Source organism: Novosphingobium sp., assembly GCF_039595395.1.
Lineage (GTDB): Bacteria > Pseudomonadota > Alphaproteobacteria > Sphingomonadales > Sphingomonadaceae > Novosphingobium.
The window spans coordinates 1909241-1925225 of the sequence record NZ_JBCNLP010000006.1 but is presented as its reverse complement, the minus strand read 5'-3'; the positions used below and the strand labels follow the sequence as shown (position 1 = coordinate 1925225).

Annotated in this window: 18 protein-coding genes; 9 read left to right on the top strand and 9 right to left on the bottom strand. The window is 63.1% G+C overall.

The window, feature by feature from the left end; translation table 11 throughout:
• Positions 1-5: 5 nt before the first annotated feature.
• From ABDW49_RS27980 to ABDW49_RS27965, 4 genes are read left to right on the top strand one after another with little or no spacing between them, the layout of a single operon-like run.
• Complete coding sequence (locus ABDW49_RS27980; RefSeq protein WP_343617178.1) at positions 6-995, top strand: type VI secretion system-associated FHA domain protein; 990 nt, start codon at positions 6-8, stop codon at positions 993-995.
• On the top strand, positions 995-1735 hold the full coding sequence (locus ABDW49_RS27975; protein ID WP_343617176.1) for a protein phosphatase 2C domain-containing protein: 741 nt from the start codon (positions 995-997) through the stop codon (positions 1733-1735). Before ABDW49_RS27980 ends, ABDW49_RS27975 begins: the two co-directional genes overlap by 1 nt.
• A 26-nt stretch (positions 1736-1761) precedes the next feature.
• Complete coding sequence (locus tag ABDW49_RS27970) at positions 1762-2028, top strand: hypothetical protein (RefSeq protein ID WP_343617174.1); 267 nt, start codon at positions 1762-1764, stop codon at positions 2026-2028.
• A complete protein-coding gene (locus ABDW49_RS27965) occupies positions 2025-2447 on the top strand; it encodes a GGDEF domain-containing protein (RefSeq protein ID WP_343617173.1) in 423 nt (140 codons plus the stop codon). The genes ABDW49_RS27970 and ABDW49_RS27965 overlap by 4 nt, the downstream gene beginning before the upstream one ends.
• Before the next feature lie 318 nt (positions 2448-2765).
• Here ABDW49_RS27965 and ABDW49_RS27960 read toward each other — a convergent pair whose 3' ends face one another.
• Positions 2766-2993, bottom strand: coding sequence for a 4-oxalocrotonate tautomerase family protein (locus ABDW49_RS27960; RefSeq protein WP_343617172.1), 228 nt, complete (start codon positions 2991-2993; stop codon positions 2766-2768).
• 14 nt (positions 2994-3007) lie between these two features.
• Positions 3008-3718 (bottom strand): SDR family oxidoreductase, encoded by a 711-nt coding sequence (locus ABDW49_RS27955; RefSeq protein ID WP_343617171.1) that lies wholly within the window; start codon positions 3716-3718, stop codon positions 3008-3010.
• 93 nt (positions 3719-3811) lie between these two features.
• On the opposite strand from ABDW49_RS27955, the gene ABDW49_RS27950 reads away from it, so the two are divergent.
• Positions 3812-4708, top strand: a complete 897-nt coding sequence (locus tag ABDW49_RS27950) for a LysR family transcriptional regulator (RefSeq protein ID WP_343617169.1) — start codon at positions 3812-3814, stop codon at positions 4706-4708.
• On the opposite strand, the gene ABDW49_RS27945 is transcribed toward ABDW49_RS27950, so the two are convergent.
• Genes ABDW49_RS27945 through ABDW49_RS27930 form a run of 4 tightly spaced genes read right to left on the bottom strand, consistent with a single transcriptional unit; the run spans position 4689 to position 9521 of the window.
• Positions 4689-5630, bottom strand: coding sequence for an aldo/keto reductase (locus tag ABDW49_RS27945; RefSeq protein WP_343617167.1), 942 nt, complete (start codon positions 5628-5630; stop codon positions 4689-4691). The two genes, ABDW49_RS27950 and ABDW49_RS27945, sit on opposite strands and share 20 nt — an antisense overlap.
• Positions 5631-5645: 15 nt before the next feature.
• The gene (locus ABDW49_RS27940) at positions 5646-6962 is read right to left on the bottom strand and encodes an efflux transporter outer membrane subunit (protein ID WP_343617165.1); all 1317 of its coding nucleotides are present in this window, start codon (positions 6960-6962) and stop codon (positions 5646-5648) included.
• A 13-nt stretch (positions 6963-6975) separates the two neighbouring features.
• Positions 6976-8427: a DHA2 family efflux MFS transporter permease subunit gene (locus tag ABDW49_RS27935; RefSeq protein ID WP_343617163.1), complete on the bottom strand. Its 1452-nt coding sequence runs from the start codon at positions 8425-8427 to the stop codon at positions 6976-6978.
• Positions 8424-9521, bottom strand: a complete 1098-nt coding sequence (locus ABDW49_RS27930; RefSeq protein ID WP_343617161.1) for an HlyD family secretion protein — start codon at positions 9519-9521, stop codon at positions 8424-8426. The genes ABDW49_RS27935 and ABDW49_RS27930 overlap by 4 nt, the downstream gene beginning before the upstream one ends.
• A gap of 82 nt (positions 9522-9603) precedes the next feature.
• On the opposite strand from ABDW49_RS27930, the gene ABDW49_RS27925 reads away from it, so the two are divergent.
• Positions 9604-10224 (top strand): TetR/AcrR family transcriptional regulator, encoded by a 621-nt coding sequence (locus tag ABDW49_RS27925; protein ID WP_343617159.1) that lies wholly within the window; start codon positions 9604-9606, stop codon positions 10222-10224.
• Entirely contained in the window at positions 10221-10745 is a 525-nt protein-coding gene (gene mug, locus ABDW49_RS27920; RefSeq protein WP_343617157.1) for a G/U mismatch-specific DNA glycosylase, read from the top strand. Before ABDW49_RS27925 ends, mug begins: the two co-directional genes overlap by 4 nt.
• 161 nt (positions 10746-10906) lie before the next feature.
• Here the strand turns inward: mug and ABDW49_RS27915 are convergent, their stop codons facing one another.
• Together ABDW49_RS27915 and ABDW49_RS27910 are read right to left on the bottom strand one after the other, a co-directional pair.
• A complete protein-coding gene (locus ABDW49_RS27915) occupies positions 10907-11986 on the bottom strand; it encodes a zinc-dependent alcohol dehydrogenase (RefSeq protein WP_343617428.1) in 1080 nt (359 codons plus the stop codon).
• Positions 11987-12168: 182 nt separating this feature from the next.
• Positions 12169-12585 (bottom strand): NUDIX hydrolase, encoded by a 417-nt coding sequence (locus ABDW49_RS27910; RefSeq protein WP_343617155.1) that lies wholly within the window; start codon positions 12583-12585, stop codon positions 12169-12171.
• Between the two features lie 341 nt (positions 12586-12926).
• On the opposite strand from ABDW49_RS27910, the gene ABDW49_RS27905 reads away from it, so the two are divergent.
• Together ABDW49_RS27905 and ABDW49_RS27900 are read left to right on the top strand one after the other, a co-directional pair.
• Positions 12927-13391 (top strand): cache domain-containing protein, encoded by a 465-nt coding sequence (locus tag ABDW49_RS27905; protein WP_343617153.1) that lies wholly within the window; start codon positions 12927-12929, stop codon positions 13389-13391.
• Positions 13392-13641: 250 nt separating this feature from the next.
• Positions 13642-14436, top strand: coding sequence for a hypothetical protein (locus tag ABDW49_RS27900; RefSeq protein WP_343617151.1), 795 nt, complete (start codon positions 13642-13644; stop codon positions 14434-14436).
• 48 nt (positions 14437-14484) lie between these two features.
• On the opposite strand, the gene ABDW49_RS27895 is transcribed toward ABDW49_RS27900, so the two are convergent.
• Positions 14485-15933, bottom strand: a complete 1449-nt coding sequence (locus ABDW49_RS27895; protein ID WP_343617149.1) for a CHAD domain-containing protein — start codon at positions 15931-15933, stop codon at positions 14485-14487.
• Between the last annotated feature and the right edge of the window lie 52 nt (positions 15934-15985).

Genomic DNA, 15985 nt, shown 5'->3' with positions numbered 1-15985 from the left:
GGGCGATGTATATGTTGCAGCTTTTCACCGAGGACAGCGCCGTCGAGCCGGTCGATGCGCGGCTTTTGCGTGATGGCACCATCACCATCGGGCGCGGCGCGACCTGCGATTGGCCGATCAACGATCCGCAACGCGCCCTCTCGCGTGAGCATTGCGAGCTTTCCGCGCTGCCCCACGGGCTGATGCTGCGCACCACCGGCGCCAATGGCGTATTCGACGATGCCACCGGCGAGCGGCTGCCCGATCTGGTCGATGTGCCGGTGGCCGTGCCCGCCACCTTGCGGATCGGCGGCTTTCGCCTGGCGGCCACCCATGCCAAGCTGACCGATCAGGATCAGGTGGAGGACCGCACCATGGTGCTGACCCCACCCATCGGCATGTCCGCCGCCGTGCCGACCGATTGGGAGGATGCCTCCTTTCCGCTGGCCAGCCAGAGCGAATCGCTGATGGAGGCCTTTTGCCGGGGGGCGGGGCTCGATGCCTCGATGCTGTCCGGCGACGATCCGGCGCTGGTGATGGAGCGCGCCGGGGCGATCTACCGCCAGATGGTGCTGAGCATCGCGGATCTGATGCGTGAGCGCGAACAGGCACGGCGTCGCTACAATCTGGCGCGCACCACCATCAGCGGTTCGGGCAACAATCCCTTCAAATGGGCCCCCACGCAGCGGCTGGCGGTCGATCTGCTGCTCTCGGAGATCGGCAGTTTCCTCTCCGGTCCCGAGGCGATTGCCAATTCGCTGCAGGATGTGAAGCGGCATCTGATCGCCACCTTCGCGGGGTTGCAGGCCTCGCTGCATGAGGCGGTCGATACTTTCGATCCGGAGGCGGTAGCAGCCGCAACCGAAGGCAAGGGCGGCCTGCTCAAAAGCCAGCAGGCGCTGCAGATGCGCGAGGTACAGGAGCGCCACGCCGATCTGCGCCGCCAGCTCGATGGCGCCGAAGGCTCGCTCGAACGCGCTTTCGTCAACGCCTATGCGGCGGCGGAGCGGGACTGATGGGCGCAACCCTCGACCGGCCCGAAGCGCAGGCAGCACAGGCCTTCGCCTCGGCGGCGCGCAGCCATGTGGGCCATGTGCGCAAGATCAACGAGGACCGGCTGCTCGATTGCCCGGAGCGCTGCCTGTGGGCCCTGGCGGACGGCATGGGCGGCCTGCATGGTGGCGATGTCGCGGCCGAACTGGTGATCGGCGCCTTGCGCCAGCTGGTCCGCCAGCCCGCGACAATCGAAGCATCGATGATTGTGGAGGCCTTGCAGCAGGCCAATGCCGCAATCCTGGCGCGCGGGCGCGACACGGGCGGCATGATCGGTTCCACCGTGGTCGTCCTTCATATCGAGGCGGATCAGGCCACGCTGTTCTGGGCTGGTGACAGCCGCGCCTATCATTGCAACGGGGGCATATGGACGCAACTCACGCGCGACCATAGCGTGGTGCAGGAGCTGATGGATGCCGGGCTGATCGATGGCGATCAGGCCAGGCGGCACCCCAAGGCGCATATCGTCACCCGCGCGCTGGGGATCACAGAGCCCATTGAGATTGCGCAGATGGCGCGCACCGTCGCGCCCGCCGACCGGTTGCTGCTGTGCTCCGATGGCCTTACGCGCATGCTCGACACGCGGGATTTTACCTCCAATGCCGCTATCGGGACGGCGGCAGACACCCTGCTGACCGAAGCGCTTCATCGCGACGGATCGGACAACATCAGCCTGATCCTGATCGAGCCAATTGCGCCCTGATACCCCAGGCCCTGCTGCCCTTTCTGGTGAACATCACCATCGCCGCCATGCTGGTGGCGAGTTTCCTCACCATCGGCCAGCTCAACCCCAGTGTGCGCAGGGCCCGGTGGATCGCGCTGTGCTATGGGCTGGGGGCGCTCAATCCGCTGGGCGAGCTGGCGATCCTTTTCGGGGGTGATCTGAAATGGATGGGGATGATCGCCGCCGGCGGTTTCCTGTCGGGGATCACGCTCTATTCCCCGGTCATGTCCCAGTTTTACGGCAAGGCGGCGCGCCGCTGGGTGTCGCCGTGATCGACATCGACCATTTCAAGCGGATCAATGACAGCTTTGGCCATGCTCAGGGCGATGAGGTGCTCAAGACCATCGCCTTGTGCCTCGACCGGAACAAGCCGTCATCCGCCATGCTGGCTAGGATCGGTGGCGAGGAGTTCGTGATCCTTCTACCGGGGCTGAATGAGCAAGGCAGCTTGCTGGTGTGCGAGCATCTGCGGCTGGAGGTCTCCCGTCTGGTGACAGGATCGTTCCGCACGCTTACCATGAGCGTGGGTTTGACTCTCTTTGATAAGGGCGAAGATCTGGCTGATACGCTGCGTCGGGCGGATCGCGCGCTCTATGACGCCAAGCGCGGCGGGCGCGACCGATGCCGTGTTGCGGCTAATCAGGTCCCCCCGGAACGATTCCCTCGCCTGGAACTCGTTGCGAACGGATGAGTGCAAAATTCAGGGTTTTGGCGCCTCCGCGAACATCCTGTTTGGTCGTTGATCAGGTCCGGGCCCCATTGATGAGCAGCAGGCGATGTGTTTCACGCTCCATCACCTGGAGGCATGCCAGACTGGACCTTTAGAGGCGCGGTTAATGATCGGCAGCTATCGACGCTTGATATTCGGTCATTCAAGGTCGGCTTTTGTGAGCGAAAGCGCCTGTTCGTGGCAGGGCCCGGCTCGCCACCGCACGAGTAACGCTAACCCTCCCCAAGGCCCTTGCTTCAAGTCCTGCCTGCTTGACGCCGATGGAATTCGGCCCCGGGCCTATCCCGAACGTCGCTTCCGCCAGGCGGGCACGGATTGGCCGCCACGTCCCCAGTCTTCAGGTTCCACCTCCTGAATGATGACGAACGTATCCTCCGGGTCCTTGCCCAGCACAGTGTGAAGCAAGTCGGAGACGCCCGCGTGAAGCGCCTCCTTCTGCTCGATGGTGGTGGCCTTCGCGCCCGGGAGGGTGCCCTCGCGCGTGATCTGAATGGTCACGATTGGCATCGCCTGTCTCCCGATCAGTGCCCGGCGGACTGGCCGCCATCGACATGCAGGATCTCGCCGGTCACGAAACCCGCATCCTCAAGATACAGCACCGCTTGGACGATATCCTCCACCTCGCCCATGTGGCCGATGGGATGCAGCGCATCGAGAAAGCTATGCGTTTCAGGCGTATGCATCGGGGTGCGGATCACACCGGGCGACACGGCGTTCACCCGGATGCCGCGCGCGGCATATTCGATGGCCAGACTGCGCGTGGCGGCGTTGAGCCCGCCCTTGGTCAGCGCCGCCAGCGCCGAGGGCACGCCCGAGATCGCGTGATCGACAAGGCTGGTGGTGATCTGCACCACATGGCCCTGGCCCTGCCGCTCCATCGCGGCGATGGCGTGCTGGGTGATGTGGAAGAAACCATGCAGGTTGGTGGCGATGTTGGCCTGATACTGTTCGGGCGTGAACTGCGTGAAGGGGCTGGCGGTGAAGATGCCCGCATTGTTGACCAGCGTATCCACCCGCCCGAAAGTCTTGAGCGCCGCCTCGATCACGCGGGCGCCGGTGTCAGCCAGGCCGATGTCGCCGGCGATGGTCAGCAGGTCGGGGTTGTGTGAGGGGGCAATCGAGCGCGAGGTGGCGACGACCCGGTAGCCGCGCTGCAGAAAGGCCTCGACGAAACCCGCGCCCAGTCCTTGCGATGCGCCGGTCACGACGGCGACTTTGCGATCTTGTGTCATGGTGATGCTCCTTTCTTCTGGTGGGCCTCAGCGCCCGCGATGGAGCGGAAATAGGATGCTGCGCCTTGTGTGAAAATTCGCTATGATTGCGCAATGGCTGAGCAAAAACGCACAGACCCGGATTGGCAGGATCTGCGGGTGTTTCTGGCGCTGGGGCGCCATGGCAGCCTGTCTGCCGCCGCCCGCGCGCTGGGGGTGAACCATGCCACCGTCGCCCGGCGCCTGCATGCGCTGGAGCGGGCTGCGGGCGAAAAACTGATGGAACGCCGCCCGGATGGCTATGTGCTGACCGCGAAAGGTGCGCAGGTGCTGTCAGCGGCCAGTGACATGGAGGCGGCGGCGCGGGGCATTACACGCGGCGCGGCGGGTGAGGGGCCGCATGGGCTTGTCAGGATCAATGCGCCGCCCGCCCTGTCGCAGGGCTTTCTGGCCCGGCGTCTGGCGGAACTGGTCGCCGATCAGCCCGGTCTGGACGTGGATCTGGCCACCGGAATCCGCGCCGTCAGTCTGGAGCGGCATGAAACCGACATCGCCATCCGCATGAGCCGCCCCGAGGATGGCGATGTGATCGCAAAACGTCTGGTGGAGGTGGGGTTTGGGTTCTATGCCGGCGCGCGATGGTGCGAAGGCATTGCGGCAGGGCAGGAGCCAGTCTTCATCGGTTTCGATGAGGCCGATGTTCATGTGCCCGAAGCGGCCTGGCTCGCGCGCCATTTTCCCCGCCGCCGCGTGGCATTTCGCGCCGGTAACCACGCCTTGCAGGCCGTGGCGGCGCAGGCGGGGGCAGGGGTGGCCTTGCTGCCTCACTACATCGGCGCCGTGGCGCAGGGCTTGCAACCTTGCCCTCTGGGCGCCGATCCGCCCGGGCGTGAGGTCTGGATGCTGACCCGCCGCCGCGACCGCCACGATCCGCTGATCCATGGCGTGGCGGAGCGGGTCGCGGCTTTCTTCGCGCGGGAGGCTGCCCTATTTACGCCGGGCGGGGAATGAAACCGGGCACGCCTGTTTCCACCACGCCGTTAAAGCGGATCTGCGTGGCGATGTCCTCGCGCATGGCCCGCATTGCCTCGGCGGGCAGGCGCGAGATGGCGAAATTCTCGGCGATATGCGCCGCGCTGGTCGAGGTGGTGAGAAAGGCCGTTCCGCGCTGCGCCGCCCAGGCCAGAGCCACCTGCGACGGGGTCTTGCCGGTCTGGCGGGCGATGGCCTCAAGGGTTGTGTCCTGCGTCAGGCGCGGCTCCATGCCATGGCCCAGCGGAGCGAAGGCCAGCAGCACAATTCCTTCACTGCGGCAGTAATCCAGCAGCTCCCATTCGGGCAGATAGGGATGGGCTTCCACCTGCACCACGGCGGGCTTGATCCGGGCGATGGAGACGATCTCCTTCAGGCGTTCCAGCTTGATGTCGGAAAGGCCGATGCTGCGCGCCTTGCCTTCATCCACCAGACGTTCCATCGCGCCCCATGTCTCCTCCAGCGTGACGTCTGTGTCGTAGATCGTCTGCCCCTGGGCATCGCGCGGATGTTGTTCCTCGCCCGCCGGGAAGGCGAAGGGCGTGTGGATTAGATAGCAATCCGCCGCCTCGATCCGCAGCCTGCGCAGGCTGGCCTCCAGCGCGGGAGTGACCCGCTCGGGGCGGTGATTGTTGTTCCACAGCTTGGTGGTGACGAACAGATCCCCGCGGTTGAGCACGCCCGCCGCGATGGCTTCGCTGATCGCCTCGCCCACCACATCCTCATTGCCATAGCGCTCGGCGCAGTCGAGGTGGCGGAAGCCGGTTTCCAGCGCGATCCTGATCGCCGCTTTGGCCTTCACCGGATCGGGGATCAGCGTGCCGAAGCCCACGGCGGGCATGCTCGCCGGGCCATAGGCCAGCGGAATGTTCAGATGGCGGAGGGTGTCGGGGTGGCTCATGGGTCTTCTCCTGTTTCAGCGGGTGGCCAGGGATTGCTGGCGTTCAAAGGCGCCGCGCGCGTGGCCGCCCAGCGCGACGGACAGATTGACGGCATCGAGATAGCGCGCGGTGCGGGCCTGGATCTGGCCGAGCAAGGCGCGTTGCCGCGACCGCTGGGCCGCCAGCACGGTGAGCATATCGTTCTGGCCCGCGCGGTATCCGGCCTCGGCGAGGTGCTGGCTGGTTTCGGCGGCGGACAAGGCGCCTTGCTGGGCGGCTTCCTCCTGCCCGTCGTGGCGGATGGCCTGCAAGGCATCGGCGACCTGCCCCAGCGAGGCCACGACCGTCTGCTTGTACCCCGCCAAAGAGGCCTGATAGCCATCGACCGCCGCGCGCTGATTGGCTTTCAACGCGCCGCCGTGGAAGATCGGCGCGGTAAGACCGGCCGCGATACTCCACAAGGTGGCGATGCCCGGCGCGCCCTGGCCCAATGCGGCGGAGAGCTGCAGAAGCGGATAGAGATCCGCCGTGGCGATGCCGATCCCGGCACTGGCGGCGTGAAGCTGCGCTTCGGCTTCCAGAATGTCGGGGCGGTCATGGGCGAGGTCTGAGGGCAGGCTGTCGGGCAAGTCTGCGGGCAGGGTCAGATCGGCCAGATCGACATCGGGCGGTGTCCAGTCGCCCGGCGATCGCCCCGCCAGAACGGAGAGCATATGGCGCGCCAGATCCTGCTGCTGGGCGAGGGGCGGCAGCAGCGTTTCATCCTGCGCCAGTTGTGATCGGGCCAGCGCGATATCGACCTGCGTGGCGCTGCCGTGATCATGGGCTGTTTCGGTCAGCGTCAGCAAGCGGCGGTCCTGCGCCAGCAGATCCTCCACCGCTGCCATCTGCGCCCGGGCGCTGGCCAGTTGCAGCGCCTGTATCGCAACATCGCCGGTCAGCGTCAGCCATGCCGCATCGAAGCGATGTCTTTGCAGATCGGCGAAGGCGCGTTGCTGGGCGATGGCGCTTCTGGTGCCGCCGAAGAGATCGAAATCGAAGCTGACCTGTGGGCCGATGCCGTAGACATTCGAGGACACGCCGCCCATGCGCTGCCGTCCGCCCTGTGCGGTCAGATCGATGCGCGGGCGCAGTCCGGCGCGGGCGACGGTGATCGCCTCATCGGCCTGCGCGATGGTGGCCTGCGCGGCGGCGAGGTCGAGATTGTCGCTCACCGCCTGCCGCATCACGGCATCGAGCGTAGGGGAGCGGAAGATCGCCCACCATGAGGCATCGGGGGTGGGGGCGGCATGGGCCTCCACGGCGAAACAGCAGGCGGACAGCAAGGCGAGGGTGAAGTGACGGCGTGTCATCGAAACTCTCCTCTCAGGATTGGGGTTTGCGCAGCAACAGGATCAGCGGGGCGGCAAGGACCATGGCGAACATCAGGATCTTGAACTGGCCCAGCAGGGCGATCATCGCGGCCTGCCCGGTGACGGTTGCGTTCAGCAGGGTCGGGCCGGGGCCAGCCAGCAGCGCAGGGGCCTGAAGCGTGGCGCGATGCAGGGTGACATGGCTGGCCAGCGCCAGATGCATCGCCTGCGTGTTGTCGGCGAGGAACCATTGCACCACCGCGATGCCCAGCGTGCTGCCATAGAGGCGCGCCATGTTGAAGACCGCCATGCCCTGGGGTTTCAAGGCAGCGGGCAGGGTGGCAAAGGCAGCTTTCCCCAGCGCGGGCATCAGCATGCCCAGCCCCGCGCCCTGCAGCACCCCTGCGGTCACCACCGGCCACCGGTCCATCAGCGGTGAATAGGCCAGCATTCGCCAGTTGGCCCAGGCCGTCAGCGCAAGGGCCGTCAGGATCACCAGCCGGTTGTCGATGCGGGCGGGGGCATGGGCGGCCAGCGCCATGGCCAGCAGCAGCGCGATACTGCGCGGGATGGTCATGGCGCTGGTGGTGTCGGGCGGGTAGCCCAGCAGTTCCTCCAGCATCGGCGAGGTGAGCGCCACCGTGGGCAGTAGCACAAAGCCGAAAGCGAAGAACATCAGGCTGGCCGCCAGGAAATTGCGGTCACGCAGCAGGCCCTTGTCGAGGAAATGCCGGGGCGTGGTGAGGCTATGCGCCAGCCAGAGCGTGAAACCCAGCACGGCGGCGAAAGCCTCCAGCCGGATCTCGGGCGAGGCGAACCATTCCAACCTCTCGCCCTGGTCGAGCAGCAGTTGCAGTCCGGTGAGGCCCAGCGTCAGCGCGGCAAAGCCTAGCCAGTCGAAGGGGGGCGCGGCGGGTTTCTTCTCCTCCAGACATAGCGCCATGGCGGCAAACACCCAGACGCTCACCGGCAGTCCCAGCCAGAAGATCCAGCGCCAGTCATGATGCTCGCTGATCCAGCCGCCCAGCGGAGGTCCGCTCAGAATGCCCAGCATCACGCACAGGCCCGAGATCAGCGTCAGCCGGGCATGGCGCTGCGGCGAGGCACCGTCCAGCAGGACTGCCAGTGACAGCGGCGCCAGCGGTCCGCTCGCCGCGCCCTGAACGATGCGCGCGGCGATGAAGGCGCCGAGCGTATCGGCCTGCGTTGCCAAAACCAGACCCACAGCGAAGACCGCGATGCAGCTTAGAAGCACCGCCTTGCGGCCAAAGCGCCCCGCCAGCCAGCCGGTCATCGGCATGGTGATCGCGCTGGCGGCGATATAGGAGGAGAACAGCCAGCCCATCTCGTCATCCTGCATCGAGAAGGCGCCGCTGATATGGAACACCGCCGCGTTGGGGATCGAAATCGTCACCGCCTGCAGCCAGCCGGTGGCCAGTGCCGCCGTGGTGGTGGCGCGGCTCACCGTGCTTCTCCGGTGAAGGGGTGGGCCCATGTGCGACGCCAGCCCGTGTCGATCCGCGCGGTGACGCTGATGCCCGACCAGAGCGGATGCGTGCCATCCACATGGTCGAGTTGCAGCCGCACCGGCAGGCGCTGCACCACCTTCACCCAATTGCCCGTCGCATTCTCGGGCGGCAGCAGCGCGAATTGCGAGCCCGTGCCGGGGCTCATGCTGACGATATGAGCAGGGAAATGCAGGCCGGGATAGGCATCGACCGTGATGCTGGCCTTTTGCCCTACGCGCATATGGGTGAGGTCGGTTTCGCGGAAGTTTGCCTCGACCCAGATGCGGCGCGACAGGATGGCAAAGATCGCCGTGCCGGTGCTGACATAATCGCCCGGTTGCAGATCCTCGACCCTTGCCACAGTGCCATCCTCCGGCGCGGTGACGCGCGTGTAGGACAGATCGAGCCGCGCCTTGTCCAGTTGCGCCTGCGCCTCGCGGACGGTGGGGTGTAGGCTGGTGGCGATAGCGGGATTGCCGTCGAGCGCGGCCACGGTGTTGGCCACCTGTTGCTGGGCCTGTGCGATGCCTTGGCGTGAAACCTTGAGCGCGGTTTCCGCCTGCTCATAGCTTGCGCGCGAGGTGATGTCGGAAGCAAGCAGAGCCTGTTTGCGGGCGAAATCGCTGGCATTGTAGCCGGCTGTGTCACGCGCCGCCTGTAACGCGGCCATCTGCTGGCGATAGGTTGCTTTCAGCCCCTCTACCTGCAGCCGCGTGGCGTTCAGATGCGCCTCGGCCTGCGCCAGGGCGATCTCATAGGGCTGCGGATCGATGCGGAAGAGCAACTCCCCTTTGCGCACCACCTGATTGTCGCGGACGGCAATCTCCACCACCTGCCCGCCGACACGCGCATTGATCGAGCCCTTGGTGCTCTGGATCGTAGCGTTGTCGGTGGTGGCATAGGGCTCATCGGCCAGCCACAGGGCGCCGCCGCCCAGGGCCAGCAGCAAGGGCGCGAGCACCAGCAGCGGGCGGCGCAAGGCAAGGGTTTTGGAACGGGAAGGGGCGCTGCGCATCGCCGCGCCATCTTGGCTGGAAAGGCTGATCTGCATGGGTTGCTCCAACGCTCTTGAATTTTGTACTGTGTCGCATAAATATGGTGAGGCAGAATGCTCGTCAAGGAATTTATGCGAAATGGTACAAAATAAAGATGGAGCCGAGGGGAAGCGCCGCGGGCGCCCGCGCGCCTATGATCCCGCCGCCGCGCTGGCGCAGGCCCGCGATGCCTTCTGGCGCCATGGCTATTCGGGCACCTCGCTTGACGAGATCTCCGCCGCCACCGGTATGAACCGCCCCAGCCTGAGCGCCGCCTTTGGCGACAAGCGGGCGATCTATGTGGCGGCGCTGCGCGACTATTGGCTGGCAAAATATGCCACGATGGACCGGGAGCTTGCCGCCCCGACGCTGAAGGAGGCGCTGCTGGGCGTCTATGATGCCGCGCTCTCGCTCTATGTGACCGATGGCGAAGAGGGGCGGGGGTGCTTTGTGGTGGGCACCGCGATCACCGAAGCGGTCGATGATGCCGAGATCCGCGCGATCAGTCAGCAGGGCTTTGCCGCGATGGACGCCAAATTCGCCGCCCGGATCGAGGCGGCGCGTGTGTCAGGCGAGATTGCCGCCGACAGCGACGTGGAATCGCTGGCCCGGCTGGCGACCGCCACGATGCACACGCTGGCGGTTCGCGCCCGCGCCGGGACACCTTGCGGGGACTTGCGTGAGATGGCTCGCAAGGCGGTGGCGCTGATCTGCCGATGACGGGGCTGCCGGATGTTATCCAGCCCAGCTTGCGGGTGCTGTTCTGCGGCATCAATCCGGGATTGCTGGCGGCTGCAACCGGGCATCATTTTGCGGGGCGAGGCAACCGTTTCTGGCAGGTGATGCATGAGGCGGGCTTCACGCCGCATAGGTTCGCCCCGCAGGACAGCCGGGACTTGCTACACCATGGCTGCGGCCTCACCACAGTGGTTGCGCGCCCGACGGCGCGTGAGGATCAGATCGATCCGGCTGAATATCGCGCGGCAGCCGATGCCTTCGGAGGCAAGATCGCCCGTTACCGACCGGCCTTTGTCGCCTTCCTGGGCAAGCCGGCCTGGGCGGGGATGTCGGGCCAGCGGGAGATCGCATGGGGGCGGCAGGCCATGGGCTTTGCCGGCGCGACGACCTGGGTGTTGCCCAATCCCAGCGGTCGCAATCGCGCTTTCACGCTGGAGCAACTGGTCGAAGCTTATCGGGGCCTGCGCTGCGTGGCGTTTGCTGGGCCAATTCCATCACCGTGAATGAAGGGCGACTTTCGAGAGTTTAAGGTCACCACCTGAACGGCAGGAATCAGGCGGGAGAGGGCACCGCCTAGCTTGACGGTAAAGGGTTGACCGATGGGTCGTGCGATCCGGATCGGCAGCTTTCGATTATAAAAGTTGATGATCTGCCGTTCGGTCTGTTAGCACTCGGCAAGGCTGCTTTCCGAACCACTCGTGCTTTCATCGAATGGCATAGAAAGGTCCAAAACCATTCGTCCCTCGATCTTGCCTGCCTTTAGTCTGGCGAAAATCGCGTTGATCTCGGCCAACGGTGCTTTGGTTATCTCTGCGGTGATTCCTTTGTCAACCGCCATGGCGATGGCCTCATCCAGGTCGCGGCGTGTTCCGACGATGGACCCGCGCACGGTGAGACGCTTGAGGACGACATCGAAGATAGGCGTTGGGAATTCGCCAGGCGGCAAACCGACAAGTGCAACCGTGCCCCGGCGCCGAACGAAGCCTAGGGCTTGAGAAAACGCGGGCGGCGAGACCGCCGTCACCAGAACACCGTGAGCGCCTCCTCCGGTCGCAAGCAAAACTTTGGCCAAGGCATCGGGTGAACGTGCATCGATTGCGACATCGGCACCTGTTTCAAGCGCCAGTGCCAGTTTTTCGGGCGCGACATCCAGGGCCACAACCTTGAAGCCCATCGCCTTGGCATATTGGATGGCGATGTGGCCGAGGCCACCGATCCCCGAGATTGCGACCCATTCACCGGCGCGTGCTTCGGTTTCCTTCAGGCCCTTATAGGTCGTGACGCCGGCGCAAAGGATCGGCGCGATCTGGGCAAAGTCGACGTTGACGGGAAGTCTCGCGGTGAAGGCAGCAGAGGCAATGACATATTCCGCGAAGCCGCCATTGCAGCTGTAGCCGGTGTCATGTTGGTGCTCACACAGGGTTTCCCACCCGGTTTCGCAATACTCGCATCGCAGGCAGGCGTCGTGCAGCCAGGCCACACCGACCGGATCGCCCTCCTTGAAACCGGTCACATCGGGGCCGATGGCCGCCACCACACCGGCGACCTCGTGGCCAGGGATAAAGGGGGGCGAAGGCTTCACAGGCCAGTCCCCATCGGCGGCGTGCAGATCTGTATGACAGACACCGCAAGCAGCAACTTTGACGAGAAGTTCGCCCGAACCGGGGACCGGCACCGGAACATCCTCGATCACCAGCGGTTCGCCGAAACGGTGGACGACTGCGGCCTTCATCATCTGGGGGATCATCGCTCAACTCCTGTGTTGATGACGCCAGACTAGACGAGTCGGCCGGGGATGCATTGATGACGGTCAAGTTTGCTGCGCGATCCGGTTCCGGTGTGCGAGATGGCCACGTACCCGACAATAGGATGGACTTTACAGTACCGTGTCTTTGGACGTTAGGCATATGCCGGCCACATGTCCGATTAGGCGATTGGCGCCATGATTGAGGCAAATTTTCTAAGCGCCGAACGGAAGTGAGCTCCTTTGACCGCTTTAGCGGCTTCCTCAAGGATTACCCAGCGGCGCTGGCGTTGAAACATCTCCGGCCAGGTTGGTAGCAATGCTTCGACCTCCAGCGAAAAAATCTGCATGTGCTCGCTTGCCATGCCTTCTCCGCTTTCAATCAGGGGAAAATCACACCGGGTGACGAGAGGCTGGTCGACGGAACCTCGTGCGCCCGCCTCCTCATAGACCTCTTCTTGGGCGGATATGGCAGCCGTTTTTCCTGGTTTCACCTTGCCCTTTGGCAAGATCCAGTTCCCTTTCCCACGAGACGTGACCAGCAGCACCTCAATGTCCCCGGTTTGGGTCCGGCGGTAAGGTATTGCTGCGCACAGCATGATCAGTGCCTTTTCTCACGGTGGTGCCAACACGCACGATATCGGTTTGAGGCATTGTCTCACAAGGGCGCAGCCTCAGTTTTTCCTAACTTCTTTTGATCTCCAGCAAAGAAGTCCGCCTCTCTGGATGCTAGAAATTGCTCCCGATGAGAGTGCCAAGTCCTGCTCGTGCGGCTTCAAGCCTGTCATAGCGCTTGTCCTTGCCAGCGCAAAAGTCCTCATCCTTTGGGTCGATTTGACCGGTCGCAAATACGTGGCGGCTTTGGCGGGCCTAGGCATGGCCTGTCGCGGCGATGGAAGCCCGGTTTGGGCAGGGCGGCGAGGATCTGAGGAGATGACAGATGAAGTCCATGTCCCGCATGTTGCTGGCCAGCGTTCTGGTATTTGCGGCCCAATCTGTGCCCGTTCAGGCGGCGCCCCACGCGACCTCGCTTGAAGCTCAGGCCTTGCTTGAAAAGGCTGTGGTCGAGGTGAAGAGCCAGGGAGCCGACAAGGCCTTTGCCGAGTTCAACCAGCCCAAAGGCGTATTCAACACTGGCGAACTCTATGTTTTCGCTTTCGATCTGCATGGCATTTATCAGGCCTATGGCGCGCATCCCGGGCTTGTCGGGGCCGATGTGAGTGATCTGACCGATGTCGAGGGCAAGCCAATCGTGAAGGACATGATCGAGATTGCCCGAACCAGTGGTCATGGCAGGATCAATTATCTGTGGCTAAATCGCGGGGACAATCGCCTGGAACACAAGATGTCTCTGATCGAACTGGTTGGCGATCATGTCATCGGGGTAGGCTATTATCCGAATTGAGGCGCTTCATGGAGTGAGCCGCCCAGGTGTGCGGGGTGCCTGGGCGGGTCATCCATGTGAAACGGTGATAATAATTATCATTAAAATTGATTTTGACATTCAATATAAATAATAACTGAATTATAGGCTTTGATTTGAAATATGTCAAATATACGAAGATTGTTTATTTGTAATTTTTGAATCATATTTTTCTTTGTTAATCGCCTCCACATTTGAAGGGGAGGGCGAAATGGCCTTGCATATTTGCAGAATGAGCGCCGTATTCCTGTCGATGATGGCTGCCCTGTCCCTGCCGCACCCGGCCATGGCCGCCCCTGAGGAAATTCAGGTCTATATGGACGAGATGGACAAGCCGGGCCATTTCGGCCTGGATACCCATCTCAACTATGTTCCCGATGGCGTGCTGACCGATGATTATCCGGGGCAGCAGCAATCCCTGCGCCGCCTGCGTATCACCCCCGAATTTTCCTATGGTATCACACACAATTTTGAGGCTGGCCTCTATCTGCCGCTGGCCACGCTGGATGGTCAGGGGCGGCTCGACCCAGGTGGGTTGAAGGCAAGGCTCAAATTCATCGCTCCGCGTGCCGAAGGGCAGGCCTGGTGGTGGGGCGCCAATTTCGAGATCGGTCATGTGAATCACAAGCTCGACATCAATCCGTGGAACGCGGAGTTGAAAGGCATTGTGGGAACACGTCTCAACAAGTGGACACTGGCCGAGAACGCCAATGTCGATTTTGTTGTTTCGGGCCCGCAGCCGCATTCCCCCGAGGTCGAATTCGACACGAAACTGGCCTACGCCATGACCAAGGCCGTTTCGCTGGGCATCGAGAGCTATAATGGCACCGGCAGCTTCGCGCATTTTGGCGCTGTGGGAGACAGCGACCAGTCGATCTTTGCAGTGGCGGACATCGATCTAGGGCATTGGGCGCTCAACATCGGTGTGGGCCACGGTTATGGCACCAATGCCGATCATATGATCCTCAAGGCCATCGTCAGCCTGCCGTTGGAGCGTATCCTTGGTCGAAGGGGCGCTGCGGACTGAGTGCTGCCAGTTCAGTCTGATCTGTCGATTCACGATTGCCGGCTTTGCTCATTGCCAGAAAGCCTTGTGATCCATCAGATCTGCCCATGACTGCACGGCCTTTGAAATCAGGTCGGTCTTTCTTTGCTGGAGCATCTGCCTTTCAGTTGTCGCGGCTTCGGCCAGTCCCAATCGCTCGAGAAGGACCGGAATGGAGACGAGGTCGTTGAGTTCCCCCAAATCGTCCTGAAGCTTTTCGAGAGAAGCGGAAAATTTACGATAGCGTCGCTGAGCCTTGTGCTCGGGGAACAGCGAGCCGAAAAACTCCACTCCGTAGCGAAGGCGCTTCGCGGCCTTACGCAGATCGTGCCGCTCGACGTCAGTGAGCGTGGCCAGATCTCCGCCGCGCCTTTTCACCTTTTTGCGCAATTTGTGCAGGGCTTCTTGGGCATAGCATTTGGCCGTGGAATCTAGCCCATCGCGCGCGACGGACCAGGGACCTGCGGCGATCCACTCGGCCAGTTCAAGCAGAAGGTCTCGGACCCGTTTCGTAGCGAGCGTTGCTGCCAATTCGGCGTGAGATGTTGCGCAAGCATCCTCAAGCTGTTTGCGCCGCTCTTCCTGTCGGGTTGTGTCGAGCAGGACATCGATATCGCGCGTGCTGCCCAGAGCGGCGGTCAGCCAGCGCAGCTCGGATTGGACGTGGGCGAGGTGTTGGTTACCCAGCATCGGTTTGAAAATTGCGATGGCTGATCGCAGCCGCCGCAAGGCAACGCGGGCTTGATGCAGGGCTTCTGGCTGGTGGCCAGCCAAGAGCCTTGTCTCATTGAGGATGTATTGGTGCAGGCATAACCCTGCAATATCACGGTAGGCCGTCGCTGGCGAAACATCTCGTGCCAGATCCACCTTCTCGGCCTTGAAGGCGTCGATCACCGGGCCAAGCAAGCCATAGCCGCGCTGGGCCTTGCTCAGCACGCCCGGACGGACGGGCACAAATTCAGCGATCTTGCGGGCAAATGCGAAGACAGCTTGCGGTTCCCCTCGCTTGAGTTCCAGTTCCAATTCGCAGAAGGGAGCCTGTCGGTCGCTGGCTTTGACCAGTCCCCGGTCCAGCACCACCTCAATCGAGCTGCCGCCCTCTTCCACCATCCACCTTAGGCGTTCGACGGACACCTCAAAAGCAGGAGTGAGACCATCTGCGGCCCCGCTCAGCAGTTCGAGGATGGGCGTAGTTGGGTCCAGCATGACACGATTGCCAGAAACGGGCCGTTCCCATTCCTGGCGTATGAAAAGACCCGACATTTTTGAACCGCGACTCTTGATGGTCTGAATGTATTTTCGGCCTGATCGGCGGATGCGCAATGCGAACCCGGCTCGATGCAGAAGGTGATCGGGGGTGTCGAAGTAGGTTGCATGCAGCAGCTGCCTGGACGGTTTTTTCGAGATGATCGCTGACCGCACAAATGCCTCAGCCGCGTCGGCCGAGAAATCCAGCTTTAATTCGACTTCTTGTGTCACGACACACCCACGCTGCTCAAGGCGATACAAGCTACGTTTTATATCCGGGAAT